28 protein-coding genes are annotated in these 25,964 nt (G+C 34.4%); 16 read left to right on the top strand and 12 right to left on the bottom strand.

Going from position 1 to position 25,964, the window contains the following annotated elements:
- Positions 1-30 precede the first annotated feature (30 nt).
- The 4 genes from RMAG_RS05285 to grpE form a co-directional block, all read right to left on the bottom strand.
- On the bottom strand, positions 31-2,256 hold the full coding sequence (locus RMAG_RS05285) for a protein-disulfide reductase DsbD (protein WP_011738386.1): 2,226 nt from the start codon (positions 2,254-2,256) through the stop codon (positions 31-33).
- Positions 2,257-2,451: 195 nt separating this feature from the next.
- Positions 2,452-2,601 (bottom strand): hypothetical protein, encoded by a 150-nt coding sequence (locus RMAG_RS05925; RefSeq protein WP_187145678.1) that lies wholly within the window; start codon positions 2,599-2,601, stop codon positions 2,452-2,454.
- A gap of 1,863 nt (positions 2,602-4,464) precedes the next feature.
- Entirely contained in the window at positions 4,465-4,662 is a 198-nt protein-coding gene (locus RMAG_RS05920) for a hypothetical protein (protein WP_157834496.1), read from the bottom strand.
- Between the two features lie 935 nt (positions 4,663-5,597).
- Positions 5,598-6,140, bottom strand: a complete 543-nt coding sequence (grpE, locus tag RMAG_RS05280; protein ID WP_011738384.1) for a nucleotide exchange factor GrpE — start codon at positions 6,138-6,140, stop codon at positions 5,598-5,600.
- Positions 6,141-6,263: 123 nt separating this feature from the next.
- Between grpE and RMAG_RS05275 the strand changes: the two genes are divergently transcribed.
- Both RMAG_RS05275 and RMAG_RS06170 read left to right on the top strand, forming a co-directional pair.
- Positions 6,264-7,082, top strand: a complete 819-nt coding sequence (locus RMAG_RS05275) for an NAD(+) kinase (RefSeq protein ID WP_011738383.1) — start codon at positions 6,264-6,266, stop codon at positions 7,080-7,082.
- Positions 7,083-7,652: 570 nt separating this feature from the next.
- Positions 7,653-7,787 (top strand): hypothetical protein, encoded by a 135-nt coding sequence (locus RMAG_RS06170; protein WP_269077361.1) that lies wholly within the window; start codon positions 7,653-7,655, stop codon positions 7,785-7,787.
- A gap of 481 nt (positions 7,788-8,268) precedes the next feature.
- Here RMAG_RS06170 and RMAG_RS05270 read toward each other — a convergent pair whose 3' ends face one another.
- Positions 8,269-9,564, bottom strand: a complete 1,296-nt coding sequence (locus RMAG_RS05270; protein WP_011738382.1) for an NAD(P)/FAD-dependent oxidoreductase — start codon at positions 9,562-9,564, stop codon at positions 8,269-8,271.
- A 184-nt stretch (positions 9,565-9,748) separates the two neighbouring features.
- Between RMAG_RS05270 and RMAG_RS05265 the strand changes: the two genes are divergently transcribed.
- The 9 genes from RMAG_RS05265 to RMAG_RS05225 are packed head-to-tail and all read left to right on the top strand — an operon-like array spanning position 9,749 to position 16,537.
- The gene (locus tag RMAG_RS05265) at positions 9,749-10,096 is read left to right on the top strand and encodes an ATP synthase subunit I (RefSeq protein ID WP_011738381.1); all 348 of its coding nucleotides are present in this window, start codon (positions 9,749-9,751) and stop codon (positions 10,094-10,096) included.
- Positions 10,096-10,950 (top strand): F0F1 ATP synthase subunit A, encoded by an 855-nt coding sequence (gene atpB / locus RMAG_RS05260; protein ID WP_011738380.1) that lies wholly within the window; start codon positions 10,096-10,098, stop codon positions 10,948-10,950. The genes RMAG_RS05265 and atpB overlap by 1 nt, the downstream gene beginning before the upstream one ends.
- 24 nt (positions 10,951-10,974) lie before the next feature.
- Positions 10,975-11,208 carry a F0F1 ATP synthase subunit C gene (gene atpE, locus RMAG_RS05255; protein WP_011738379.1) on the top strand — a complete coding sequence of 78 codons (234 nt, stop codon included), beginning with the start codon at positions 10,975-10,977 and terminating at the stop codon, positions 11,206-11,208.
- A gap of 33 nt (positions 11,209-11,241) precedes the next feature.
- Positions 11,242-11,715 carry a F0F1 ATP synthase subunit B gene (locus tag RMAG_RS05250; protein WP_011738378.1) on the top strand — a complete coding sequence of 158 codons (474 nt, stop codon included), beginning with the start codon at positions 11,242-11,244 and terminating at the stop codon, positions 11,713-11,715.
- Positions 11,716-11,721: 6 nt separating this feature from the next.
- Positions 11,722-12,273 (top strand): F0F1 ATP synthase subunit delta, encoded by a 552-nt coding sequence (locus RMAG_RS05245; RefSeq protein WP_011738377.1) that lies wholly within the window; start codon positions 11,722-11,724, stop codon positions 12,271-12,273.
- Positions 12,274-12,300: 27 nt separating this feature from the next.
- Positions 12,301-13,842, top strand: a complete 1,542-nt coding sequence (atpA, locus tag RMAG_RS05240) for a F0F1 ATP synthase subunit alpha (RefSeq protein ID WP_011738376.1) — start codon at positions 12,301-12,303, stop codon at positions 13,840-13,842.
- 13 nt (positions 13,843-13,855) lie between these two features.
- On the top strand, positions 13,856-14,719 hold the full coding sequence (gene atpG / locus RMAG_RS05235) for a F0F1 ATP synthase subunit gamma (protein ID WP_011738375.1): 864 nt from the start codon (positions 13,856-13,858) through the stop codon (positions 14,717-14,719).
- Between the two features lie 21 nt (positions 14,720-14,740).
- A complete protein-coding gene (atpD, locus tag RMAG_RS05230) occupies positions 14,741-16,120 on the top strand; it encodes a F0F1 ATP synthase subunit beta (RefSeq protein ID WP_011738374.1) in 1,380 nt (459 codons plus the stop codon).
- Positions 16,121-16,537 (top strand): F0F1 ATP synthase subunit epsilon, encoded by a 417-nt coding sequence (locus tag RMAG_RS05225; RefSeq protein WP_011738373.1) that lies wholly within the window; start codon positions 16,121-16,123, stop codon positions 16,535-16,537.
- 263 nt (positions 16,538-16,800) lie between these two features.
- Here RMAG_RS05225 and kdsC read toward each other — a convergent pair whose 3' ends face one another.
- The 7 genes from kdsC to rpmH are packed head-to-tail and all read right to left on the bottom strand — an operon-like array spanning position 16,801 to position 21,070.
- Entirely contained in the window at positions 16,801-17,334 is a 534-nt protein-coding gene (gene kdsC, locus RMAG_RS05220) for a 3-deoxy-manno-octulosonate-8-phosphatase KdsC (protein WP_011738372.1), read from the bottom strand.
- Complete coding sequence (ampD, locus tag RMAG_RS05215; RefSeq protein WP_011738371.1) at positions 17,321-17,845, bottom strand: 1,6-anhydro-N-acetylmuramyl-L-alanine amidase AmpD; 525 nt, start codon at positions 17,843-17,845, stop codon at positions 17,321-17,323. The genes kdsC and ampD overlap by 14 nt, the downstream gene beginning before the upstream one ends.
- Positions 17,846-17,860: 15 nt before the next feature.
- The gene (locus RMAG_RS05210; protein WP_011738370.1) at positions 17,861-18,721 is read right to left on the bottom strand and encodes a TauD/TfdA family dioxygenase; all 861 of its coding nucleotides are present in this window, start codon (positions 18,719-18,721) and stop codon (positions 17,861-17,863) included.
- 8 nt (positions 18,722-18,729) lie between these two features.
- A complete protein-coding gene (gene yidC / locus RMAG_RS05205) occupies positions 18,730-20,355 on the bottom strand; it encodes a membrane protein insertase YidC (protein ID WP_011738369.1) in 1,626 nt (541 codons plus the stop codon).
- 28 nt (positions 20,356-20,383) lie between these two features.
- A complete protein-coding gene (gene yidD, locus RMAG_RS05200; protein ID WP_011738368.1) occupies positions 20,384-20,599 on the bottom strand; it encodes a membrane protein insertion efficiency factor YidD in 216 nt (71 codons plus the stop codon).
- Entirely contained in the window at positions 20,600-20,920 is a 321-nt protein-coding gene (gene rnpA, locus RMAG_RS05195; protein ID WP_011738367.1) for a ribonuclease P protein component, read from the bottom strand.
- A 9-nt stretch (positions 20,921-20,929) separates the two neighbouring features.
- Positions 20,930-21,070, bottom strand: coding sequence for a 50S ribosomal protein L34 (rpmH, locus tag RMAG_RS05190; protein WP_011738366.1), 141 nt, complete (start codon positions 21,068-21,070; stop codon positions 20,930-20,932).
- Positions 21,071-21,801: 731 nt separating this feature from the next.
- Between rpmH and RMAG_RS06315 the strand changes: the two genes are divergently transcribed.
- From RMAG_RS06315 to RMAG_RS05170, 5 genes are all read left to right on the top strand, one after another.
- Positions 21,802-21,918 carry a hypothetical protein gene (locus tag RMAG_RS06315; protein ID WP_479722934.1) on the top strand — a complete coding sequence of 39 codons (117 nt, stop codon included), beginning with the start codon at positions 21,802-21,804 and terminating at the stop codon, positions 21,916-21,918.
- Between the two features lie 50 nt (positions 21,919-21,968).
- Positions 21,969-22,241, top strand: coding sequence for a DprA-like winged helix domain-containing protein (locus tag RMAG_RS06305; RefSeq protein ID WP_034415916.1), 273 nt, complete (start codon positions 21,969-21,971; stop codon positions 22,239-22,241).
- Positions 22,242-22,247: 6 nt separating this feature from the next.
- Positions 22,248-22,739 carry a Smg family protein gene (locus tag RMAG_RS05180; RefSeq protein ID WP_011738365.1) on the top strand — a complete coding sequence of 164 codons (492 nt, stop codon included), beginning with the start codon at positions 22,248-22,250 and terminating at the stop codon, positions 22,737-22,739.
- Complete coding sequence (topA, locus tag RMAG_RS05175; RefSeq protein ID WP_011738364.1) at positions 22,739-25,072, top strand: type I DNA topoisomerase; 2,334 nt, start codon at positions 22,739-22,741, stop codon at positions 25,070-25,072. Before RMAG_RS05180 ends, topA begins: the two co-directional genes overlap by 1 nt.
- 700 nt (positions 25,073-25,772) lie before the next feature.
- Complete coding sequence (locus tag RMAG_RS05170) at positions 25,773-25,955, top strand: hypothetical protein (RefSeq protein WP_024792194.1); 183 nt, start codon at positions 25,773-25,775, stop codon at positions 25,953-25,955.
- Positions 25,956-25,964: the final 9 nt, after the last annotated feature.

The raw sequence follows: 25,964 nt of genomic DNA, 5'->3' as shown, positions 1-25,964 counted from the left end.
TAGTTTTATCGTCATTTTATCGTCATTTTTTTATTTGGTTTTGTTGAGATGACTGAGAAAGTTTTGCGCGTTAATCTCACCAATAATTCTTTGTGAACGATTTTCAATACCATTTTTGAAAAACAAAATAGCAGGAGGACCAACAAGGCCAAATCGTTTCATAAATGCTTTATCGTTGGTATTATTTTCAGTTACGTCGGCTTGAAGTGTAGTGACATTAGTCATTTCGTTAACCACATTAACATTAGAAAATACAAAGCGCTCAAGCTCTTTACAAGAAATGCACCAGTCAGCATAAAAATCTAGCATAACAATTTGGTCGCTACTTTTCTCTTTTTCTAGAATTTGATCTAGTTCATCCATCGATTTGATGCGTTTAAATTTTATATGGACTGATTCAGTTACTATACTTGATGTACTCCAGCTTGATAACGGTTGCAACATATCACCACCACCACGTGCTATCAACATCCAAAGTAAGACACCATAGCCCAGTATGATTAAACCTAATGCTTTAAAAATACGTTGCCAAGAGCTTGAGGCACTTGTTTGTGTGTTCAATGTACCCATCGCAATTGGTGATATAGTAATGAGCATCGCCCATAATACAAGTGAAGCAAGAGGTGAGATAATTCTATCAAGTAGATAGATTGCTACGGCCAGCATTAAAATACCAAAGATGTATTTAATACTATACATCCAGCCGCCTACTTTAGGAAGTTTACTTACACCTGCACCAATCGCAACAAGCGGCACACCCATACCTAAACTCATTATAAACAGCGATAATCCGCCTAATAATGCATCACCAGTTTGTCCAATATAAATCAGCGCACCTGCTAGCGGTGGCACAACGCAAGGTCCCACAATAAGTGCTGATAAAAACCCCATTACAGTGACGCCAATCAGGTGTCCGCCTTTTTGATCATTGCTTATTTTTGTAATTTTTCCTTGTAAATTGGCAGGTAATTGGATTTCATAATAACCAAACATGGAAAACGCCAAGACAACAAAAATTAAACTAAAAATAGACAGTATCCAAGGAGTTTGGAACAATGCCTGTAAATTTTCACCAAAATAGCCTGCTAATATACCCGAAATTGAATAGGTTATGCTCATGGATAATACAAACACAATGGACATAATCAGCGCTTTTTTAGTACTAACTTCTTCTTTTTGGCCCACAATAATGCCTGACAGAATTGGAATCATTGGAAACACGCAAGGAGTTAATGACAGTAGTAAACCAAAGCCAAAAAAACTTGCTAATACTAACAATATGCTGTCTTGTTGGAATAGTGCGGTAATTTGTCCAATTTCGTTTAATTCAACTTGCGCGACATTGAGTATTTTGGCTTTTTCAGGTACGATATTGATATTAGAGTTGTCAGTCTGATAAGGCAACATAATTTCTTTGGTTTTTTCTTGTGGTGGATAACAAACACCGTTCTCCCAACAACCTTGATATTTAACGATAAAAGTAATTGGTTGAGTGTTGACATCAGTGAGCTGAATTTTAACTTTTAATAGGCCTTTGTGAATCTCAATTTTGTCAAAAAATTTATCGTTTTTAATTTGTCCTTTTTGAAGGACAATATCGCCAAATTTTGCCCCTTTTATATCAAAGAAAAACCTATCATGGTATAAATAATATTCTTGATGAATAGTCCATCTTGCTAGTAGTGTATTGGCATCAATTGCTACCACTGAAAATCTAAATGCATCGTCTGCAGATAGAGGTTCATCAGAAATTGGGATGATTTTTTCAATAATTGATTGCGTCTTGTTAGTAGCTCGTGTAAATAGATTAAATGCATTATCAGCTAAAGATGTCGAACGTATTGAGTTAATGTTAAGCACAAACGATTTAATAATAGGTGGGTAGCAAACACCTAAATCGGCACAACCTTGATAAATAACGGTTAATAAAATAGATTTGGCATCACCTTTAAGCACAGGAACCACCACCACGGTATTATCACGATAAATCCCAATTTTTCCAAAAAATTCATCATTTATAATCTTTGCTGTTGGAAATTTAGCACTACCTAGTTGGATTGAAAGATTAGCAGAAATCTTAATCTTTTCTTTATAAAGATAGTAACCTTTGGCAATGTCCCAATTAAGCAGTATTTCGTTATTAACCACTTTAACCTTAAAGGCAAATGCCTTGTCTACTGGCAACAAATCATCTTCTGCTTGTGTTAATGAAAATGCGGATAATAATAAAAATAAGGGTAATAATAAATGTTTCATACCTCTTTCCTCAAAGAATCAATTGTACTTTACTATGTTATACACTTAGTTGCAGTAAGTAAATATTATTTATAAATGTCAATACCTTGTTTAGACAACTCTCTTTGTATCTATAAGCAAGATAGACATTATAAGTTGCAAATTTTTGATAAAATTATCATTCATGTAGTGCAATACTTCTTGAAAATAAAAGTTTTATAAAAATCCATTAATACGAGTAAATTCATCGCTCTCATTAAACAAAATAATATCAGGTCGGTAGTTAAGTTTAAGTTTAGGTTGCGGTATGGGTTGATTGCCATTATTATCAATAATAGCCTGTGTTGTCTTAGCATCAACAGCCATACTAAAGGCGTTAAATTTATTTGACGACAGAACTGTCTTTGAACGTTGTATTATAAAAATAAGCACAAGCGTCGCAGCTTTTATTTTCAAAAATTATGCTCGATGGTATTTTTAGAATGGTAATTATTTGAAATATCTCATGATTTTATGGTTGGTAGTCGTTCGTTTTTTATTTGGTTCAATTTTTTAGGCTTACGATAGTCATTTGTTCGTTCTACCATTTTATTTTTTTGATTTAAAAAATCATAGTCGGTGTATATTAGACTTCAACTTATGCTGTTAATTCTTCCCATTTTAAGGATTGATCTTCATTAATTGCCATTTCTTTGTCGCTTCGAATATTAATAGTAAGTAAGTCAAAATATTGCTAAATAAATTTTTTAAGCGGCGAGTTGATATAAAATATTTTATCATTTGATAATAAAGACATTTATTTGAATGAAAAAATAACAACACATGTTTATTGCACTATTTTGTTTCATCAAGATCATCAGTAATCTCTAAAAAACTGTCTTAAAACCAAGGCAACATTATGTAGGGTATACTACCAGTGGTCACGCTTTATTTTATTTGCTGGGTTGAGCTAGTAAATGTTAATATAGTGAAAAATAATAAACTTTAAGTTATATGCTTTCATAACGTCCTCCAATTGATAAACAATATTCAGAACTCATTATATTTACTTCTTATAGGCTATCATCACCCCATTGAAATTAGAATCAATAGTTTTTAGAATTAATATGACCAAAAAATAGTCTTCACAGTCATATTTTTCAATTATAACCTATTGAATTACTACCATGACTGGATGAACTAAGCAGCCATTTAAAGTAAAGCGAAACTGTGCGATTTCTAAAATAATGCTTGAGTCTTTGTTTGGGGTGAGTGTCACGGTAATTGCTTCATGCAATTCTGGTTTAAAGACCGAATCGTGTCTATATTAAATTTTCTTAGGGTTGCTCAAAAGTATCAACAAAAAGTTGTAGGATTTTTGATACACTGTTCTTTGGTTTAATATTTGAGCTTGATTAATGCACTAATAAAAAATAGGGAATATCTACAAACTCGCTTTTTCCAATTGTCACTTTTATTTTTCTTAATCTTAGTAGGTTTTTTGTTTTGGGAAAAAGTATTTTCTCTAGCATTGTCTTCTTGATGGCAGAATAACCTAAATCATATACAATACTGTCTATTCTTTAATTTAAAAAAAAATGGAATAGACAAAATAGGTGCATTTCATCTTTTGAGTAAACCTCTGTCAAATGTTGAATTTAATAAATCTTTTTTTAAATGTTAATGCCCATATGGTTTAATAAAGAAGTTTTGCCTATGGTTGGGATAATAGCAGTATTTGTTGGAAACAAAAATAACTTTTTTCTGAAATTATTTTTTTAATAAAAATCTATATGTTCTTTTGCTAAATCAAAAACCATCGTAATGGGCGCTATTTATCATTGGGTGCAACACTACCTCATTTTTTATATTGGAAGGGCATCTAATGAGTATTCATTTTTTGTGTAAACGAGTGTATTTGTTTGGAATTAAAACCATTTACTAAATTTACCTTCGTTATTATCAATCATGCTTTCCAAGCATAGGTGTTCTATAGTCATCATTGGCAATAGTGTGATATATATTTTTATTTGCTTATTTATTTTTTACTATATTTGATTATCAATGTCGCTATTTGTGTTTCAGTATAAGGATTGAAATATTTTGGAGATAATTCAATAATTCTTTCTATCGTAAAATTATTTACAATATACTCTTGCTCTGTTGAAGTTTGGAGGGATCGTTTTTGTATAAAAACTTATAGGAGCAATATAATCACGGTTCTTGAATTTTAAGACGGCTTTAATACCTCTAGCAATGCTGAACCCCTGGACTGTCGTCGTTCTTATCTGAGGTAGGTATGATTGAATAACTTGAAAAACAATCTGTGAACTGTGAAAACGAAATATTGATAATAACAATATTATATTTTTCTTTAGTTTGAGAGTGTCTGCTATATGATGAACCTTCTTTAAGTATATTTGAATGCCCATCATCAAGCATAATCATAGTAATCTTTGTAACATCTAAATTATCACGCCAAAAGCAGAATTGTATTTTAATTATCTAAAATACCCAATCAATACCTTTTTAACATCATTATTTTTTGATGATAAATGAAAATATGACAATATTTTTATTATAGGTTCTAATCTTTTTGGGTCTCTAATGGCTACTTCATTAAATAGATTACTATGTATTTTTTAATAGAGCCTACTAACATCTTTCCTTGTTTATCCTCTAAATTAGACCAAAAGGCCTACTATACTATTCATTATCTCCAGTTGTATTTTTAAAAATATTAAATTAGCGAACATTGAAACCCTTTCTGCTCCTAGTCCTTTAGAATATTATTTACTTTTGCAAATTTCTTAATTAACCACCTTCTATAGAAATAGAAGCGGATATTTTTTCGCGTAAGTTATTGCTTATTCTAATACTTTAAATAATTTTTCATTTGGTCACTTTGCTTCTATAATTATAACAGCACGATTAGACTGTAGAACATACAGATTGCAACAACCATAACTTTTTTAGACCCTGGTACGTTTGTCGGAATTTTTATGGCCTAGAATCCTTCCGAGATTAATCAACTAATTGATTGTCTATATAATATTCTATATCTCTTTCATTTTAATTGTGTAATCTACCCTGTTAGTTCCTTATAATTAATTCTATTATTGTCAATTTTTTCTATATTTAGAATCAATTTTACAACTACTCTAGTTCAATCTAAATATAAAATCATTACATTAACATATCTATGCAAGTGTTTGATGAATATATGTCGTTATATCCTTGTTTTAAAACTGTCAAAACGCTCTTTATACTGTTGTTATAAGAGAATTATGATATAAAATATTTTAAGTCTAAATAGCTCCTAAATTCATCAGTTTTTATTGAATTTTACCCGGAATCCTTGTTAAGTTATAAAAACTTATTATCTATTGGGCTACCACAACCATTGCTGGGCGAACCAAACGACCATTTAAAGTAAAACCAAATTGTACGACTTCTAAAACAGAATTTGAGTCCTTACCTGGCATGGGTATCATGGTAACGGCTTCGTGTAATTCTGGGTTAAAGGCCTCGTCTTCTGGGTTAATCATTACTACGCCAAATTTTTCTAGGGTTGAGAGAAAAACTTTATTAGTCATTTCTAGACCTTCAACAATATGCTTAACGGTGGCTTTTTCTTCTTGTGCGGTTTTAATTCCCATGCTTAACGAGTCTTTGACCTCAAGTAATGCTTTAACAAAACTATCTAGTGCAAACTTGTGTGCATTTTCAACATCTTTAGCGTTGCGACGTTTTAAGTTTTCCATTTCTGCTTGAGACCTTAAAAGTTTATCCCAGTTATCTTTAGCAGACTGTTGTGCCTGAATCAACTGTTCTTTCAGGTTATCTTCTTTTTCTTTAGGTGTTTGTGAGACTGCTTTAATGGTAGGGTTAATATCTTCTTTTTCTGTTGATTTTTTTTTTGTCATTTTGATGCTCAATTCATGTATATTTGTTAGAATTATTGATTATGGATAAGATTAAAATTATCCACAAAGTGCTTGATTATATGGTGACTATTTTAAAGAATTCAATCTTAATGATTAACAATTATGTTTAACATAATTGGTATTATCACCAAACCTAACGATTCTGTGAGTAAAGGTACAGCTATTGAGTTGAGTGAATTTTTATCAACTCAAGGCGTGGGTGTGGTATTTGATGATAAAAGTATTGCCCAACAAGCAGATTTAATTATTGTTTTAGGTGGTGATGGTTCGCTACTTAATGCGGCACGTAGTTTTGTTGATAACAATATCCCAATTTTGGGCATTAATCTTGGACGACTAGGTTTTTTAGCAGATGTGCCATTAACAGGTATGTTTGATATCGTTTCTGAGGTGTTAAATGGTAAATACACCAAAGAGGAGCGCTGTCTACTATCTTGTCAAATAAAGCAGAATAGCGAAACACTAGATAATTTTTTGGCATTGAATGATGTAGTTATTCATCGAAAAGAACATTTAAAGATGGTTGAGTTTGATGTTTATATTGATGATAAATTTGTCAACAATCAACGCGCTGATGGTTTGATTATTACCACACCAACAGGATCAACTGCTTATGCACTATCCAGCGGCGGTCCTATTATGCATCCAGGTGTGAATGCCATTGGCTTAGTATCAATTTGCCCGCATACTATGAGCCATCGTCCCTTATTGATGCCAGGCAATAGTGAAATAGTGATTCAAGTGAAAGATTCAGACGATGGGGCAATTGTTAGTTTTGATGGGCAAATTTCAGTTGCTATTAAAGCTGGACAAGATATTCGTGTGTTTCAGCACAGTAGTTTTATTTATTTATTACATCCAAAGGATTATGATTATTTTGAGATTATTCGTTCTAAATTACACTGGGGTCATAAACTCTAATTGAGATGTTGTCTTAATAAGTGTTAAAAATTTAGCGGTTATTGAGACTTTATACTTGTCTTTTAAGCAAGGCATGAGTGTTGTTACAGGTGAAATAGATGTAGGAAAATCCATTATTTTACATTGGTTGAGTGGCCATGGGTGATGGCTACTTTGGTGCAGATAAAGTTGAATTAGCATCAGTTTTTATTACGTTCCAATCAACAACGGTAATTATTAGATACGTGCTCTGATACGTAAGTTTTGCACCTCGTTTAATTTGGTAGTGAATGCACAAACAAGTGAGTGAGAAAATTGATGATTTGAATAATAACTATCAAATGAGGTTGCAACAATAAGAATTGCTCATTCACTAACTCAAAGAATTAAATGATGAGCATTTAGTGAATAAAAGTTAAGCGCGATTGAGGCTGAATTTAAGGCCAGTGCAAATAGTGTAGTGTTAATTGAGAAAGTAAATTAGCTTGAAAATGAGATGCTCTAATGATTAAATATTACTGAGATGTTAGCCTATTACGCTCAAGCGCTCAGTTGCAAACTCAAGAGAGTATTTATGAACCTCATTATTATTTGAATAGCTTATCTATTGATGATGAAACCGTTAAAACACTAGATATGTATCTTAGTGAGTTACATGATTTAGACAGAAAATACGGCCATCAAATTCTTGAATTATTAACCATCAAAAATAATATTGAGTTGTAATTAGACGAGATAGAAATTAACATACACTCGCTTTATGAACTTAAAACAGATTATCAAGAAAAACACAGTAAAATAAGATTAGAACCATCAAGACGCATGAGTTATAAAACTTAATCACATAAGCGACAAGTCTAACGATGTGCGTTTAAATGCTGCAGAGTCGGTTGATTTTTTAATCAAAACCAATATGAAGCAAGATTTTTAGCCTTTAAAAAAGTCATTTCAATTGGTGAATTATCATGTATTTCACTAGATGGTTCAGTGATTGAAATGACCGCGAGTACACCTATACTTTTAAGTGAGTGTTACTCATTTAACATAAGTAACCTGCCTTTGGTTAGTAGTATTTACGTATGTAAAAATCACAAAACAAAGATGGAGTACAAATCATAGTTATGTAATACTTTTTTTTAAAACCAAGGATACGCCTAACTATTTAGTATAAAAAGGCATCTTGTATGCATTTTATTAAAAAATAAAATTAGGAGTGTCTATTTTTCTTTAAACGCTCAATGCCTAGCATTTTAAAAATGTACTTTTGATAGACAGGTTCTGAGTTACCTGTTTTCATGTTGCGAATGAAAAATTTTTCAAAGGCAATTTTAGCAATGTGCATTATTTTACCTTTTTTAGCCCAAGTAACGTTTCTAGGTGGAATTTGCGGCATGGCGACAAAGGTTGCAGCTGTATCACCCATGTCAGCAATACAAACAGCATTCCAAGTTGGGATATGAGAAGGCGCTTTATTGGCAAGCATTTCTTCAATATTATGTACAACAGCGGTGACCATGGATTCAATCATATAGCCTGTTTTTGGCGTGCCGCACATAACAGGAGTTGCCTCAACAGGTGGAATAGCGATATTTACACCAATTGAAAAAATATTACTTTTAACAGGGGATTGTTGATAATCATTCACCATAACAAAGCCACGTGGATTAACAAATCCTGCATCTACATCGGCTAATTTTGCAACTATATCGACGCCTTTAAAGGCTGGCAACATCATGGTATATTGGGTGGCAATCTCAATAGTTTTAATCACTTCTCCTTCGTCGTTAGCTTGATCTACGGTTACATTATCTATGGTGACATTAGTCACCTTGGCATTGATAATCCACTTGATATGGCGTTTCCTGAATTCTGATTCTAACAGACTTTTTGAATCACCCACACCACCCAGACCTAGATGGCCAATATAAGGCTCTGCAGTCACAAAGGTGATGGGGCATTTATCACGAATACTTCGTTTTTTAAGATCAGTATCCATGATACATGCAAATTCATAAACTGGACCAAAACAGGAAGCGCCTTGCACCGCGCCCACAACAATTGGACCACCGCCATTCGAACAAAACTCTTCCCACTTTTGGCGTGCTGATTCAGCATGGGCAGTGGTACAAATTGAAACGCTATGGCCCTCAGGGCCTAAGCCTTCAACTTCATCAAAGGCTAATTTAGGACCTGTTGCTAGCACTAGATAGTCATAATCTACAATCCGATCGCCAACCATGACTTGATTATCATTAGGTTTGATTTCACTGGCCTCGCCGATAATAAGCCCAATATTTTTGCGTTTCAAATGAGGTTCAAGTAAAAAACTAATGTCCTCTTCACTGCGCCAACCAACTGCTAGCCAAGGATTTGAAGGAATAAAGTTAAAGTTTGGATTGTTGGAAATAACCGTTACCTTGTGATCCTTTCCTAATGTTTTTTTAATATCATAGGCAAAAGGTAGTCCGCCTGTGCTTGCACCAATAACAACAACATGGGCCATGCTTCTCTCCTCAAAATGAGGTCAATTATTCTGATAATATGCACACTTGTCAAATATATCACAATACGCTAATGTTATTAACTATAAGTGCAAGACGTGATTTAATTGATTAAAGTTACAAAAAAACGATTTTTTATAAGCTAGACTAGTATAATCTCAGTCTTTGGTAAGGACGATAGATATTTTGGCAACAGATAATGGATGGCCAAAGGCACAATTAGGCATGTTGTTAACAGTGGGTGTTTATTTTGCCATTAATGGTGTGGCTTTAGCAGCAATTTATGGCAGTATGATTAGCTTGTTAAATACAAGTTTAATCAATAGGAGCACAAATAAACAAAGAAGACAATTAGGTATTAGCGCAGGAGCTAGCGTTAGTATGGTAGTAGTGAGTGTTGTTATGCGTATGGCTATGTTGGTGGCATTGACTTTATTCGGCTTATTGATTTTAAAGTTATCACCAGAGGCGCTAATTATTGGCTTGGTTTTGGGTCAAGTTGGTTTTTTAATAGATAAGGTTATAAATAAGTAATGTCAGCGACAAATGAAGTTATAACTTCTGGTAGCTATATTAAGCACCATTTACAAAATTTGACATATGGTCAATTTCCAGATGGACATTGGAGGTTTGCGCACACTACAAGCGAAGCAAAAGAAATGGGTTTTTGGGCCTTTCATCTTGACACATTGAGTATTTCCTTTATATTGGGCGCTTTATTTTTAATCTTTTTTTATAAAGTGGGTAAAAAAATGACCTCCGATACCCCTTCAGGGGCGCAAAATTTTATTGAAAGTGTAATTGATTTTATTAACGATAATGTTCGTGGCTCGTTTAATAGTCAAAATCCTATGGTTGCGCCATTAGCACTCACTACTTTTATTTGGATTGTGTTAATGAACACCATGGATTTGGTTCCAGTCGACTGGTTGCCATATGTAGCACAGCAAATCGGCGTTTGGCTTGGTGCTGATCCACATCACGTTTTCTTCAAGATGGTACCAACTGCTGACCCGAATGCTACCCTTGGTATGTCAATTGGTATTTTCATTCTTATTATTTATTACAGCATTAAGGAAAAAGGTGCAGGAGGTTTTGCAGCAGAATTAACCTTTCATCCGTTTGGTAAAATGATGTTGCCGTTTAATTTGTTTTTAGAAGGGGTGAATTTAATTGCCAAGCCTGTTTCATTGGCATTACGTTTATTTGGTAATATGTACGCAGGAGAGATGATTTTTATTCTCATCGCTTTATTGCCATTCTGGGTTCAGTGGAGTTTGTCTTTGCCATGGGCAATTTTCCATATTTTAATTGTATTGTTACAAGCTTTTATTTTTATGACTTTGGTCATTGTGTATATGGACATGGCTCATCAAAAAAAGCATTAATTTTTTTATAAATAGGAGTAAAAAATGGAACAGAGTATTTTATTTTTAGCAGGTTCAATTTTAATGGGCTTAGGTGCGCTGGGTGCAGCAGTTGGTATTGGTATTTTAGGTGCAAGATTTTTAGAAGGGGCGGCGCGTCAACCAGAGTTAATTCCAATGCTTAGAACGCAAATGTTTATTGTTATGGGTTTAGTGGATGCGGTGCCAATGATTGCTGTTGGTATTTCAATGTATATTTTATTTGCGGTTGCAGGATAAAATAAAAATGATTTAAAATGTAAGGGTTGAGTTATGAATATTAATTTGACAATGTTTGGGCAATTAATCATGTTTACCATGTTTACTTGGTTTTGCATGAAATTTGTTTGGCCTCCTATTGTGATGACCATGGAAGAGCGTAAAAAACGTATTGAAAGTGGTTTATTGGCGGCGGAGCGTGGCCGTTCTGAACAAGAAGAAATGCAAGCTAAAGCTCAAGAAATGATTAATCAATCTAAAGACCAGGCAGCTGAGATTATTGCAAATGCCACTCGTCAAGCGTCAAATATGGTTGAAGATGCGAAGGATGTTGCTTTAAAAGAAGCGGGTAAAGTAAAGGCGCAAGCACAGGCGCAGCTTGAACAAGATACAATTCAAACTCGTAATGAGTTAAAAAATCAAATGTCTGACTTGATTATGCAAGGTGTTAGTGTAGTACTTGCCAAGGAAGTTGATGTGAAAGTACACCAAAAAATGTTGGGTAAATTGTCACAATCACTGTCGTAATTAGCTATGGAATTAGTCGTCATTGCCAAACCTTATGCTAATGCAATTTTTGAGTTGGCACAGCAAGATAAATCGTATTTGCAGTGGAAAATGGTTTTAGATGCAGGTGCACAGTTACTTATTGATGAGCAGATGTGTAAATTTATCGCTTTTCCTAACGTTTTAAAACAAGATAAATTAAGTGTTATTAAGGAATTACTCAAGTCAATATTGGCAAGAGAATTGAGCGGGCATGAAGTAACGTTTATTGGCATATTATTAAACAATAATCGCATCAATGCTTTGCCAAGTATTGCCACCTTGTTTGAAAGTTTGATAAATACAACAAATGATGCCAAAATGTTTAATGTTATTAGTGCTTATCAGTTAAGCGAGCTTGAAAAAAAGCAAATTGTGAGAGATTTGACAAATCAATACAACAAAGTAGTAAACATTGATGCCGTTATAGATAAAGACTTAGTAGGTGGTGTTATTATTAAAGATGGTGATAAAGTTATCGATATGTCAATCAAAGCTCGAGTGAATGAGTTGGAGTTGCGTTTATCAAAAACACACTAAATTTTTAAAACTTAAAGAGGAAGAGCTATGCAATTAAACGCTCATGAAATTAGTGATCTAATTAAAAAACAAATAGAAGGATTTGACTTTGACGCTGAGGTGCGTACAGAGGGTAGTGTGGTTAGTGTGAGTGATGGAATTGTCCGTATTCATGGGTTGGCTGATGTACAATTTGGTGAGATGCTTGAATTTCCAAATAACACCTTTGGTATGGCGCTTAATTTAGAGCAAAATAGTGTTGGTGCGGTTATTCTGGGTGATTATTTGCATATTTCAGAAGGTGATGTCGTTAAATGCACCAATCGTTTGGTTGAAGTGCCTGTTGGTGAAGCCATGTTAGGGCGAGTGGTTAATCCATTAGGTAAGGCCATTGATGGTAAAGATGATATTGATGTTCAAGGCGCACGACCGTTAGAAATAATGGCACCTGGCGTGATTAATCGTAAATCAGTAGACCAACCTATTCAAACAGGTATTAAAGCGATTGATGCAATGGTGCCAGTGGGTCGTGGTCAGCGTGAGTTAATTATTGGCGATCGTCAAACAGGTAAAACAGCTGTAGCGATTGATACGATTATCAATCAAAAAGACAGCGGTATTCGTTGTGTATATGTTGCTATTGGTCAAAAAGATTCATCAGTAGCGGCGGTTGTGCGTAAATTAGAAGAATACGGCGCATTGGAAAACACTATTATTGTGACTGCAGGCGCAGCATCAGCGCCTGCACTACAATATATTGCACCTTATGCAGGATGCACTATGGCTGAGTATTTTCGTGATCGAGGCGAAGATGCGCTGATTGTTTATGACGATTTAACCAAGCAAGCTTGGGCTTATCGTGAGGTTTCTTTATTGCTTAAACGTCCACCAGGGCGTGAGGCTTATCCAGGTGATGTGTTCTATCTACATTCACGTTTGCTTGAGCGTGCCTCACGTGTTAATGCAGAATATGTAGAAAAGATGACTAATGGTGAAGTTAAGGGTAAAACAGGCTCTTTAACAGCATTGCCAATTATTGAAACGCAAGGTGGAGATGTATCAGCATTTGTTCCTACCAATGTTATTTCAATAACGGATGGTCAAATTTTCTTAGAAACAGATTTATTCAATGCAGGTATTCGTCCAGCGATTAACGCAGGTTTATCAGTATCACGTGTTGGTGGTTCAGCGCAGACCAATATTATTAAAAAACTAGGTGGTGGTATTCGTCTTGATTTGGCGCAATATCGTGAATTGGCAGCTTTTGCACAATTTTCCTCTGATCTTGATTCAGAGACCAAGGCACAAATTGATCGTGGTCAGCGCGTGACAGAATTAATGAAACAAAATCAATACTCGCCTTTATCAATTGCCGAAATGGCAACTTCATTGTTTGCTGTCAATTCAGGTTTGTTAGATGATATTGAGGTAAATAAAGTGGTTGATTTTGAAGCGGCACTAATCGCTTATATGAACGCAAACCAAATATTATTAATGAGTAAAATTAATGATACAGGTGATTACAATGATAAAATTTCAAACGAATTACAAGCGGCAATTGATGACTTTAAGCAAAATCATACTTGGTAGAATGGGGTAGATAATGGCAGCTGGAAAGGAAATTAGAACACAAATTTCGAGTATTAAAAATACCCAGAAGATTACTTCGGCCATGGAAATGGTCGCAGCTTCTAAGATGAAAAAAGCTCAAGATAGAATGTTGGCATCACGTCCTTATTGTGAAAAAATCTCCAATGTTATTGGGCATTTAGCCTATGCACATTCAGAATTTGAATATTCTTACATGAATAGTTCTGAAAAACTTCAACGTATCGGTGTTATTATTATTTCAAGTGATAGAGGTTTATGTGGTGGGTTGAATACTAATTTATTTAGGCATATTTTAAAACAAGTTGTTGAATATCAAGCCAAGAGTATTGAGGTTGACATCTGTACCATTGGTAAAAAAGCAACCTCATTTTTTAAAAATTTGGGCTTGAACGTTAAATCTGTATTAACAGATTTAGGTGATACGCCTCATTTTGATGATTTGTTAGGCACGATTAAAGTCATGCTTGACGAGTTTGATGCAGACGAAATCCAGCAATTATCAGTGGCCTACAACAAATTTGAAAACATCATAACCCAAACACCCACCATTATGCAGTTGGTACCAATGGTGGCAGGTGAGTCGAACAATATAAACCATTATTGGGACTATATTTATGAACCTGATGCGCAAGAAGTTTTAAGTGCGTTACTGGTGCGTTATATTGAAGCTTTAGTTTATCAAGGCTTGATTGAAAATATTGCTTGTGAGCAATCTTCGCGCATGATTGCAATGAAAAGTGCGACTGATAATGCAAGTGATATGGTTAAAGAATTAAAGTTGATTTACAACAAGGCAAGGCAAGCGGCAATTACACAAGAAATTTCTGAGATTGTTAGTGGCGCTGCTGCTGTTTAAAGTTTAAAAAGGAAAAGTAAAATGAATACAGGAAAAATTACACAAATTATTGGTGCGGTTATTGATGTCGAATTCTCAGTAGACAGTATGCCAAAAATTTATGACGCCTTAAAAGTGTCAGAAACAGGGTTGACCTTAGAAGTTCAGCAACAATTGGGTGACTACGTAGTACGTACAATTGCCATGGGCGGTTCTGAAGGCTTAAAAAGGGGTTTGAAAGTTACCAACACAGGTGGGCCTATTAAGGTTCCTGTTGGCGTTAAGACATTAGGGCGTATTATGAATGTGCTGGGAGAGCCGATTGATAATGCTGGCGACATTGGTCAAGAAGTCAGCTGGGCTATTCACCGAAGTGCGCCTGCTTATCATGAGTTGGCACCTGCAGCAGAATTATTAGAAACAGGTATTAAAGTTATTGATTTAATTTGCCCGTTTGCCAAAGGTGGTAAAGTTGGTTTGTTTGGTGGTGCTGGTGTTGGGAAAACTGTTAATATGATGGAGTTAATTCGTAATATTGCGATTGAGCATTCTGGTTATTCAGTATTTTCAGGTGTGGGCGAGCGTACTCGTGAAGGTAATGATTTTTATCACGAAATGAAAGAGTCAAATGTGCTTGATAAGGTGTCTTTAGTGTATGGTCAAATGAACGAGCCACCGGGAAACAGATTGCGTGTGGCTTTAACAGGACTAACTATGGCAGAATACTTTCGTGATGAAGGTCATGATGTATTATTGTTTATTGACAATATTTATCGTTATACACTTGCAGGTACGGAAGTATCGGCACTATTAGGTCGTATGCCATCAGCAGTGGGCTATCAGCCAACATTGGCAAGTGAGATGGGTGCATTGCAAGAACGTATTACTTCAACTAAAAAAGGCTCAATTACTTCAATTCAAGCAGTATATGTACCTGCAGATGATTTAACTGACCCATCGCCAGCAACTACATTTGCTCATTTAGATGCAACGGTTGTATTATCACGTCAGGTAGCAGAATTAGGAATTTATCCTGCGGTAGACCCACTCGATTCTACTTCGCGTCAATTAGACCCATTAATCGTGGGAGAAGAGCACTATAATGTAGCTCGTGGCGTACAAAGCGTTTTGCAACGTTACAAAGAATTAAAAGACATTATTGCGATTCTAGGCATGGATGAGTTATCGGAAGAAGACAAGCATTCAGTTTCTCGTGCTCGTAAAATTCAACGTTTTTTATCTCAGCCATTTTTTGTGGCAGAAGTCTTCACTGGTGCGCCAGGAAAATATGTATCTCTTAAAGACACAATTGTTGGATTTAAAGCCATTCTTGATGGTGAAATGGATGATTTCCCAGAACAGGCATTCTACATGATAGGTTCAATTGAGGAGGTTCGTGAAACCAATAAGGAGGGCTTATAAATGTCAACTATTCATGTTGATGTCGTTAGTGCAACAGAATCTCTCTATTCGGGTGAGGTATCGTGTGTATTTGCGCCCGCGTCCACAGGTGAGCTAGGTATTTATCCAAAACATACGGCACTTTTATCAATCTTAAAACCAGGTGAAGTTCGAGTAGAAACTGATAAAGGTGTAGAGTCTATTTATATTTCTGGTGGCATTATAGAAGTCCAACCAGATGTTGTGACTATTTTTTCTGATACTGCAATTAGAGCAGATAATTTAGATGAGTCTAAAGCGTTAGAGGCTAAACAACGCGCACAAGAGGCAATAGAAAATGCAACTGAAAGTCAAGATATTTCAGCAATACAAGTAGCACTTGCTGAGTCAATAGCACAATTACAAATGATTAACAAGATACGTAGTAAGAAAATTTAAGAACCATAATTCTTAGTTTAAAAAATACTATTGATCAAATTTTTTTGTTAGCCACTTCAACACCCTTTTTAATTTTAATATCTTGCGTAAAATCACCTAAACCTCCATTTAATTTAATTACATGATGGTAAGAAATTTTCGGGTGTGAAAAATTTTTTCATTGAAGAGCTAAGCTTTATAGACGTTGTGGGTGGTTAATGAATTTGTAAAGTCAGCAGGAACTTTATCTTTAAGGATTTGGTAAAACTTTTGTTGAAAAAGGGTCATATTAGGTATTTTCTCATAGCTTTGTTAAAGGTATTTTGAGCTTTTAATAATAAATCACAAACTTCTCTTACTGCGCCATGGCCGCCTATTTTTTTAGTTATAAAACAAGCATTTTTTTTAACCAGTTCATGGGCATTGGCAACAGCAATTGGTAGGCTAATTTTTCTCATAATGGGTAAATCAATGATGTCATCACCCATATAAGCAACTTGTTTAGCTTGAAGTGATAGTTTTTTGATAAGATTATTAAAAGCAACAACCTTGTCATCTTGTCCTTGATAAAAATGTTCAATACCTAAATCATTCATCCGGTATGTTATATTTTTAGAGCTTCTGGCGCTGATAACAGCTACTTCAATTCCATTTTGTTTGAGTAGTTTAATGCCCAATCCATCAAGCGAATTAAAACGTTTAAGCTCTACGCCCTCGTCAGAAAAATATAAGCCACCATCTGTTAATACACCATCTACATCAAAAATAATTAGTTTGATATTTTTGGCTTGTTCGTTTAATTTATCAAGTAATTGCATGTAGTTTACTCCATTTAAAATAAGGCCCAGGATCTGTTTTTCTTATCGGAGAAATGTCACTATGACCTTTGATAGTACTTATTGGATAATGAGATTTTAATAAGTCTATCACATTGTTTAAGACTTTGTATTGTACCAATTCATACGATGTATTGTCATCTCCTTGCAATTCGATACCGATCGAAAAATCATTACAATTATGCTTGCCTTTATAATTTGATTTACCTGCATGCCAAGCACGCTGATTAAAAGGTACGAATTGAATTATCATACCATTACGTTTAATCAGCAGGTGTGCGGATACTTTTAGGTCTTTAATGGATTTAAAATAAGGATGTTGACTGGTATCAAGTTGATTAGTAAAAAATTTTTCAATATGGTTGTTATTGAATTTTCCAGGTGGTAGTGAAATACTATGAATAACAATCAAAGATATGGCTTGGTTAGGCCTTTTATTAAAGTTTGGTGAGTTGATTTGTTTGATGTTTTCAAGTCGGTGATTGTTAATCATCGCTCAATTATAACCCTAACTTAATCGATTAAAGTAACGACCTCTGAGTAGCAACCTTGGTTTGAGTGAACTATCAATAAATCGAGAACGCTTGTGGAGAATATTGTTGCACAACATACCCTGATTAGTAGTCATAGTATGACTAAAGTGATATTCAGTGGTTGTGCTTAAATACGCATCCAAAATGGTAATGGCTTGCTTAACTTCTTGGGCATCTAAAAATTTGATGTTTTTCTTTCTTTGTGTATAACGCATATAAAGTTGTGAGCTGTGCTTGTCAATAAAAAAAATAGCTCCTATGGAGCTATTACGCCTGATAATACCGTTCACAGTGTGTTCTGGTATGCTCATGGCTTGGGTATGAGTAAGCGCCTTAGTAACATCTGGATTAGACTCCCTTAACTGTAAATAAACCATTTGCTGGTCAATCCATTGATTTTCTCCACCACAGTTTGCAGGTGTGATGCAAAACAAAGAAAAGGCACGTATACACTGCTCTATTGTGTTGTAATAACCGTCTGTATGCCAGCCAATGGCTTTATTAGTGTAGGGAATAAATTCTACTTGGTCTTTTTTTACACTTTGGGTAATATACGCTAAGCCCTGATTTTGGACGTATAAATGCGGGTCATAATCTATCAATCCAAGCTGTTTGTTAATAGCAATAATGGCTTGCGGGTAGTTGCTTTGTTGTCCAATGTTAAATAAGGCAAAATTATTTTGCTGACACAAAAGCTTAATTTTATTTTTTTCTGAGTGTGTGAGTTCAAAGGGGTTACTAATTTCAATCAGACAAGCTTCAATCTTAGTACTAGCATTTGCTAGTTTTTCATCTCGCCAATGTTTATATTCATCTAAATTTATGAGAATGGACATAACAATTTTTAGCCATTAATGCGTTTATTAATCACCCATTGTTGGGTGATTGATAAGATGTTATTGACCACCCAATAAAGCACCAATCCAGATGGGAACCATAGGAAGAAAATGGTAAATACAAAAGGCAATGCCATCATAATTTTTGCCTGCATTGGGTCAGGCGGCGGTGGATTTAGTTTTTGTTGAGCAAACATTGAAACACCCATAATAAGTGGCAAAATATAGTAAGGGTCTTGAGCTGATAAATCGGTTAAATACCAAAACGGTGCTTGACGCAATTCAACCATTTCTAATAGCACCCAGTAGAGTGAAATAAATACAGGAATTTGTACTAAAATGGGTAAACAGCCAGAGGCAGGATTAATTTTTTCCTTTTTATATAATTCCATAGTTTTTTGACCTAGTTTTTGCTTGTCATCACCATAGGTCTCTTTAAGTTTTGTTAATCTTGGGGCAAGCTGTCGCATGCCTGCCATTGAGCGGTATGATTTTTCGCTGAGTTTATAAAACGCTAATTTAATTAACAAAGTAAGGGTGATAATAGAATAACCCCAAGAGTGAATTATTGAATAAATCCAGTTAAGTAGCTCAGATAATGGCTTGGCAATAATAAACAACACACCATAGTCAACAGTTTTGTCTAAGCCTGGAGCAACATTGTTAATTTGCTTTTGCTCTTTAGGTCCGATATAAAGGCTACTGCTTGGTAGAGTTACTATTGCACCAGGTGCAATTACTAATTCTGGGTTTACAACGGTTAGTAAATACTCACCATTGATAATCTTTGATGAATAAGTATGTATTTGGTTTACATCTGGGATTGCAGCCACAAAAAAGTAATGCTCAATCATTGCTATCCAACCGCCTTTAGAGGTGGTTTTTGGTTGGTCGTTAAAATCTTCAAACTCTATTTTTTCATATACATCCTGATCATCAAACCTTGCACCACCTGTGTAGGTTGGTATTATCATATTGGACTGGTCGAGCGCATTGCGAACTAATTGTGTGTAACTAGTTATATTTAGTGTATTGTTAGTAGTATTAGTTATTTGGTAATCAATACCAATCACGTAGCTGTTTTTGTTAAAGTGATATCGTTTGATGACTTTGATACCATTCTCACTTTTCCAAGTGAAAGGCACAACCAAGCTATTGCCATCCATTTGATAATGGCTATTTTTTGAACTAAATATTGAGTGATGGGTAGGGGTTTGTCCTTGCGGCAATAAACCACTTTGTGCTTGGAATATTTCATCAGCTTTATTACTGAGCAGTTGAAATTTTTGTTCAGAATTAATCTCTATTGGGTAATCATTAAGCCATGCATTTTGGATAGTGCCACCCTTGTGGCTAATTTCTAGAGTTAGTAAATCTGTTACGACTGTTGTAAATGGAGCTTGATTTTTTGTAATAGTATTAGGAAGATCTAATTCGGCATTACGATGTATAATGCTGGACGCGTTTAGGTTCTTATTTGTCAAGGAATTGTTTATTGTGCTAGCGTCTTTAATTTTTGTTTGGCTGATTAAATTACCGTTTGCACCCACTACATGTGTTACCCCCCACTTATCCCATAAGAGAAAAACACTTAAAAAAATAGCAACAATAAGAAAATTTTTTTGATTGTTCATAAGATTATTCTTTAATTAAAGAGCGGCATTATTTTTTTGGTACGGGGTCAAACCCACCATCATGCCATGAATGACATTTACTAATACGTTTTAAACTAAGGCCAAGTCCCTTAAAAAATCCATGCGTTTGAATTACGTCATAAGCATATTGCGAGCAAGTTGGCTGAAAACGACAATTAGAACCTAGTAGGGGACTAATAAATAATCGATAAAATTTAATGGGCATTAAGAGTAAGTAATGCATTTAATGAGCGGTTATTTTTTTGAATAAATGTAGTAAATCATCGGTTATTATGGAGTTTTTAGTGGGTTTTGAATGTTTTACCATCACTACAAACTCCCAATGATTTAAGTCATTCTGGTGCGTTCTAAAGGTTTCTCGTGCAATTCTTTTGACTCTATTCCTATCAACAGCTAATTTATGAACTTTTTTTGAAATGACAAGCCTAAGGCGTGGTGTAGGCCTATCAATTTTTTTTGCGATGATTTTCCAGTATTGCCCTTTGGTCATTTTACCATGATTAAAAATAGCTTTATATAAGTTGCATATTGGCCTAAGGGACACTTAAATTAGCTAAGCTGCTAAACGCTTACGTCCCTTTTTTCTACGTGCATTAATAACAGCGCGTCCTGATTTGGTGCTCATTCTTGATCTGAAACCATGTGTACGTTTACGTTTGATAACACTTGGTTGAAAGGTTCTTTTTTGCTTCATAATAGAAAATCTTTGATTAGATCAAACAATTCTACCATAATTTAATTCACCAGACTTATATTTGTTGCCTTGTTTAAGCTTTAATATTATATCGTTTTATATCTATATTTAAAATGCTACAATAGTTCATTTTAGGATTAAAATAAAAGCTTAAATGTTGTATTATTCATTGATTAATATTATTAAAGATGGCCTTGTATTTAGGTAAAAATATTTTGAATCATTAGAATTAAGTGTTTTGAAGTATCTGATGAGTGACGTAAGCATTTGAACTTATTTAAAAAAGAGGTATTAGCACACTTGTTGCAATAAGCTGATAAATCATTGGTTCAAGCAGACACTGATTGTACAAAGAACGATAATTATTACATTTTAATTTTAACTGATGAAAAATACCTTAAACAACTAAAAACCATTTCAGATCCGTCAACACTGTTTTATGTTAGAGGCGATGTTGAATGTTTGTCAAAATCATAGTTGACTATTATTGGTAGCAGGAATCTAATATTAGGTGATGAAGATAGTGTATGCCCTTGTTTTTGAATTATTTAAGTTGTATTGGTGCTTTATGCAGACCACAAATGATTGCAGTTTCCTGGGTACAGAGTTTGATAGAATTTATCTAGCAAAGCATAAATCTTTGGCACACCAAATTTCAATGTGTGGTGTACTTTATTTCAGAACTTTCCATTGGCCTCTCTTATGGCCAGTAACTTTTTAAGATCAGTGGATTGAGTCTTGATGGTTTAACAGTAAAGATAAACATTAAAAGTGGCACCATGATTACTGCGAAATTAACTGTTAAACAAAGCAAAGACGTGTTTGCAATACCTAGTTTCAATTCATAACCTATTATCAAAGAGATGCCATGGACTCATTAAGTAAGAGGCTAAACTAATTGACAATATTGAGGGCATACTATCCGAGTCACTCAAAACAAAGGGCTTGGGTTTGTCAGTTTTACTTAAAAAAGAACCTAACTTATCTAAAAAATGTAGACAAAATAGACGCTATACTATTAAAATGTCTAAGTTATAATGCGGTGACAGTTGATGAGTTGATTGAAAAAACCAACTTTAGTCCGCAGATAATTACTCGAGTGTTTTTATTACTTGAGCTTGAAAATAAGGTAGCTAAAATTATAGTGTCAGGCTACGCACTAATTAAGTGAGACTTTATGACAAATAATATTCTTGATGTTCTAACATATATGTTTGATTATCTTTTTGAAGAGGCAGGGCAAGACTCTATTCATGAAATTGATGATATCGAGCTAAAAGCACACCTTTCAGACATTGGATTTGACATAATGCGCATTGATAAAGCGCTTAGCTGGCTAGAAAATATTGCCGCCATTCAAGATGGTAAGATTAAGCCATTCAAGACGATTTATGAAGGTAGTATGCGTATTTATACTGAGGCTGAAAAAATAAAACTCAATGCAAAATCTAGAGGATTTTTGTTGTTTATGGAAAATATTGGACAATTAGATGCCAATCAGAGAGAAATGATTATTGATCAAATTATGTCATTGGGTAGTGCCAGTATCTCTTTAGAAGATCTTAAATGGGTAGTTATGATGGTATTAGGTAATAGTGTTGATAACGAAATATCAGCGCAATGGCTAGAATCTATCGTGTTTCTTGATGACAATCGCACTATTCAATAATGGAAAAAAATCTTGTTATTGTTGAGTCTCCTGCTAAAGCTAAAACCATTGAAAAGTTTTTAGGCAAGGGCTTTAGCGTTAAATCTAGTATTGGTCACATTCGTGACATGCCCAAGAAAAATATGGGCATTGATATTGAAAACAATTTTGCCCCCACCTATGAAATTACCACGGATAAGAAAAAAGTTGTCGCTGATTTACGTAAGGCTGTAAAAGCAGCAGAAAAAGTCTATCTCGCAACGGATGAGGATCGCGAAGGTGAAGCCATTGCTTGGCATTTACTAGAAGCGCTCAATTTACCCAAAGACACTCCAAGAATTGTCTTTCATGAGATTACCGAAAGTGCAATTACTCATGCTATTGTAGAGCCTAGAACGGTTGATTATCAGCTTGTTGATGCTCAACAAGCACGCCGTATTATTGACAGATTGGTGGGTTTTGAAATATCTCCTGTTCTATGGCGCAAAATTTCGGGTGCACGTTCCGCTGGTAGGGTGCAATCTCCAGTGATGCGCCTTGTTGTCGAACGAGAGCGAGAAATTAGCCAACATATCACAAATTCTACTTATAAAGTTAAAGCAGAACTGACGAGTGAAGGTGGTGGGTTGTTTGAGGTTAAACTGAGCAAAGAGTTTGAATCTAAAAAGAAAGTGTTGGATTTTATTAATGCCTTTTTATCAGCCAATTTAACCGTTACATCAATTGAGAAAAAGTCCTATAAACGTTCACCAAAACCACCCTTTATTACTTCGACTTTACAACAAGAAGCTTCTCAAAAATTAGGCTTTTCAGTTAAACAGACCATGACCTTGGCGCAAAATTTGTATCGTGAAGGTTTTATTACTTATATGCGAACCGATTCATTTACGCTTTCAGAAATAGCAATTGATGTAACTGGTCAAATTATTGTAAAAGAATTTGGCAGTGAATATCATCACATAAGAAGATATAAAACCAAAGATACAAGCGCACAAAAGGCACACGAGGCAATTCGTCCAACTAATTTAACTAAGCCTAGTATTTTTGGTATTGAAGATCAAGCCGCTAAATTGTATAGCCTTATTTACAAACGCACGTTGGCTTGCCAAATGAGTGATGCTCAATTACAAAAAACTCAAATAAAAATCAATATTTCAGGGCTTGATGAAAAATTCTTAGCTAATGACGAAATATTGACATTTCCAGGGTTTTTAAGAGTTTATGATTATTTCTCGTCAGAAAATAAATTATTACCTGATTTAAACAAGGAAGATATGTTGAGTTTAGCTAGTTTTAAAGCCAGGGAGAGTTTTTCAAGGGCCAAGCCACGTTATACTGAAGCTTCATTGGTGAAAAAAATTGAAGAAATGGGTATCGGCAGGCCTTCAACATTTGCCACTATGGTATCTACAGTACAAGACAGAAATTATGTCACAAAAGAGACTAGAGAAGGTGTGGAGCGTGGGTATCAACTTATTGAAATCAAAGACAACCAAATCATTCAATCACAACCAAGTGAAGTAACTGGTGCTGAAAAAAATAAACTATTTCCAACTAATGTTGCTTATTTACTCACCGATTTTTTAGTCAAATATTTTAATAATATCATTGATTATGAATTCACTGCTAAACTTGAAAATGATTTTGATGCCATTGCCACACAAAATATTTCGTGGCAAGGTGTGGTTAAGAATTTTTATACTCCTTTTCATAAAAAAATAGAAGATGCTGCTGATATTTCCAGAGAAGAAACACACGGCATGCGTGAACTCGGTACAGATCCAAAAAGTGGTAAACTCGTTAGCGTACGTTTTGGTAGATACGGTGCTTTCGCCCAAATCGGCCATAAAGACGACGAAGATAAACCAATTTTTGCATCACTCAGAGACTCATTAGACATTGAAAGTATCACTCTTGATGAAGCTTTAGAATTATTCAATATGCCACGTACCGTCGGAGAAACTGATGATTTTGGCACCATAAAAGCCAACTATGGCCGCTTTGGCCCTTACATCGAATATGACAAAAAATACGTTTCACTCAAAGAAGATATCCCAGAAAAAGTTAGCCTAGAAAAAGCACTAGAATTGATTGCTTATAAAGAGAAATTCGACGCCGAACGTATAATTAAAACCTTTGATGATTCCAATATCAAAGTCCTCAAAGGCCGCTTTGGCCCTTATATCTGGAACGGAAAAAAGAAAGGAAAAGGTCAAAAAAATATCACCATTAAAAAAGTCTTCGGCAATAAAAATCCAGTCGACTTAACTCTTAAAGAATGCAAAAAAGCCGTTTCTGGAAAAATAAAGGCCAAAGCTAAGCCTAGAAAAAAGAAAAAAGTTATTAAAAAATAGATTCAGTTTTAATTATGAATTATGCCGATCTTTGAAAACACTACTTCCAAAGTAACAATGAGTTTGAATCTTTATTCATCTATTGCCAATGTATATAATAGTAATTCTCAAAAAATAATGGCTTTAAGTGAAAGCTGGATAAATAAAATTATTGATGGTGTATATTTAACAATGATAGAAGGATTGTAAAATGACTTAAACCTAAGCTTTTTTGAATTATGATAAAAATAGTTTTAATTTGAACGGTATTTATCAATTTTAGAAATTTTTAAAGTTGAAATATACAGAAAATAATAATATTCAAGCAATGGTAAGGTAATAGTTATAAATTTTAAGAGATAAAAATTATCTTGAATTTCAAAGTCGTGGAAAATATAAAATAAGGCAAATAAGAAGATTATAAAAGAACAAGTATTAAATATATAGAATGTAATTATAATTTTTATTTTCTATTCAAAATTATATGTTCAGATTTTGATGAAAAGGATGAACTGTTTGAAGTCGATTGTTTAGATATTGGATATGAATATATTGATAACAATAAATAACCAACCAACTTTATTTTAATAGAAAATTTACAGAATTTATGTGTAGATACAGTCAAGTTAATGGTAAAAAATTTTCTTGCTGGAAAGGTAGATGAATATGAAGATTGTATACAAATCATGAATCAAAGATATTTATATGAATATATGGTAAAATGTTATTGTTGAGTGAAGTAATTATTGCTAATCCACAGGTTGAAAGTTTTGAGGTGTTGGTTATAGTTTTGAAGCAAGTGTCTAAAGTATCCAATGAGCGGTTTTTTAAGATGGATGTGAAGCCTGATTATGTGGATGTGCCTGATAATTGGGAGGACCGTTTAGAGGCGGCCTTTTATTAGGAAACAGCT

The organism is Candidatus Ruthia magnifica str. Cm (Calyptogena magnifica), from assembly GCF_000015105.1.
Classification (GTDB): Bacteria; Pseudomonadota; Gammaproteobacteria; order PS1; family Pseudothioglobaceae; genus Ruthia; species Ruthia magnifica.
Note: the sequence above shows the minus strand (reverse complement) of the source record. Positions and strands in the feature narration are given on the sequence as shown.

Coding starts and splice junctions, on each gene's coding strand:
- atpB (WP_011738380.1), top strand. CDS start 10,096: ATGTCAGCGACAAATGAAGTTATAACTTCTGGTAGCTATATTAAGCAC.
- atpA (WP_011738376.1), top strand. CDS start 12,301: ATGCAATTAAACGCTCATGAAATTAGTGATCTAATTAAAAAACAAATA.
- RMAG_RS05920 (WP_157834496.1), bottom strand. CDS start 4,662: ATGATTATGCTTGATGATGGGCATTCAAATATACTTAAAGAAGGTTCA.
- grpE (WP_011738384.1), bottom strand. CDS start 6,140: ATGACAAAAAAAAAATCAACAGAAAAAGAAGATATTAACCCTACCATT.
- kdsC (WP_011738372.1), bottom strand. CDS start 17,334: ATGCAATTACTTGATAAATTAAACGAACAAGCCAAAAATATCAAACTA.
- atpE (WP_011738379.1), top strand. CDS start 10,975: ATGGAACAGAGTATTTTATTTTTAGCAGGTTCAATTTTAATGGGCTTA.
- yidC (WP_011738369.1), bottom strand. CDS start 20,355: ATGAACAATCAAAAAAATTTTCTTATTGTTGCTATTTTTTTAAGTGTT.
- RMAG_RS05225 (WP_011738373.1), top strand. CDS start 16,121: ATGTCAACTATTCATGTTGATGTCGTTAGTGCAACAGAATCTCTCTAT.
- RMAG_RS05250 (WP_011738378.1), top strand. CDS start 11,242: ATGAATATTAATTTGACAATGTTTGGGCAATTAATCATGTTTACCATG.
- RMAG_RS05270 (WP_011738382.1), bottom strand. CDS start 9,564: ATGGCCCATGTTGTTGTTATTGGTGCAAGCACAGGCGGACTACCTTTT.
- RMAG_RS05180 (WP_011738365.1), top strand. CDS start 22,248: ATGACAAATAATATTCTTGATGTTCTAACATATATGTTTGATTATCTT.
- yidD (WP_011738368.1), bottom strand. CDS start 20,599: ATGCATTACTTACTCTTAATGCCCATTAAATTTTATCGATTATTTATT.
- RMAG_RS05245 (WP_011738377.1), top strand. CDS start 11,722: ATGGAATTAGTCGTCATTGCCAAACCTTATGCTAATGCAATTTTTGAG.
- topA (WP_011738364.1), top strand. CDS start 22,739: ATGGAAAAAAATCTTGTTATTGTTGAGTCTCCTGCTAAAGCTAAAACC.
- RMAG_RS05285 (WP_011738386.1), bottom strand. CDS start 2,256: ATGAAACATTTATTATTACCCTTATTTTTATTATTATCCGCATTTTCA.
- RMAG_RS05170 (WP_024792194.1), top strand. CDS start 25,773: ATGTTATTGTTGAGTGAAGTAATTATTGCTAATCCACAGGTTGAAAGT.
- RMAG_RS05210 (WP_011738370.1), bottom strand. CDS start 18,721: ATGTCCATTCTCATAAATTTAGATGAATATAAACATTGGCGAGATGAA.
- atpD (WP_011738374.1), top strand. CDS start 14,741: ATGAATACAGGAAAAATTACACAAATTATTGGTGCGGTTATTGATGTC.
- RMAG_RS05275 (WP_011738383.1), top strand. CDS start 6,264: ATGTTTAACATAATTGGTATTATCACCAAACCTAACGATTCTGTGAGT.
- ampD (WP_011738371.1), bottom strand. CDS start 17,845: ATGATTAACAATCACCGACTTGAAAACATCAAACAAATCAACTCACCA.
- atpG (WP_011738375.1), top strand. CDS start 13,856: ATGGCAGCTGGAAAGGAAATTAGAACACAAATTTCGAGTATTAAAAAT.
- RMAG_RS05925 (WP_187145678.1), bottom strand. CDS start 2,601: ATGGCTGTTGATGCTAAGACAACACAGGCTATTATTGATAATAATGGC.
- rpmH (WP_011738366.1), bottom strand. CDS start 21,070: ATGAAGCAAAAAAGAACCTTTCAACCAAGTGTTATCAAACGTAAACGT.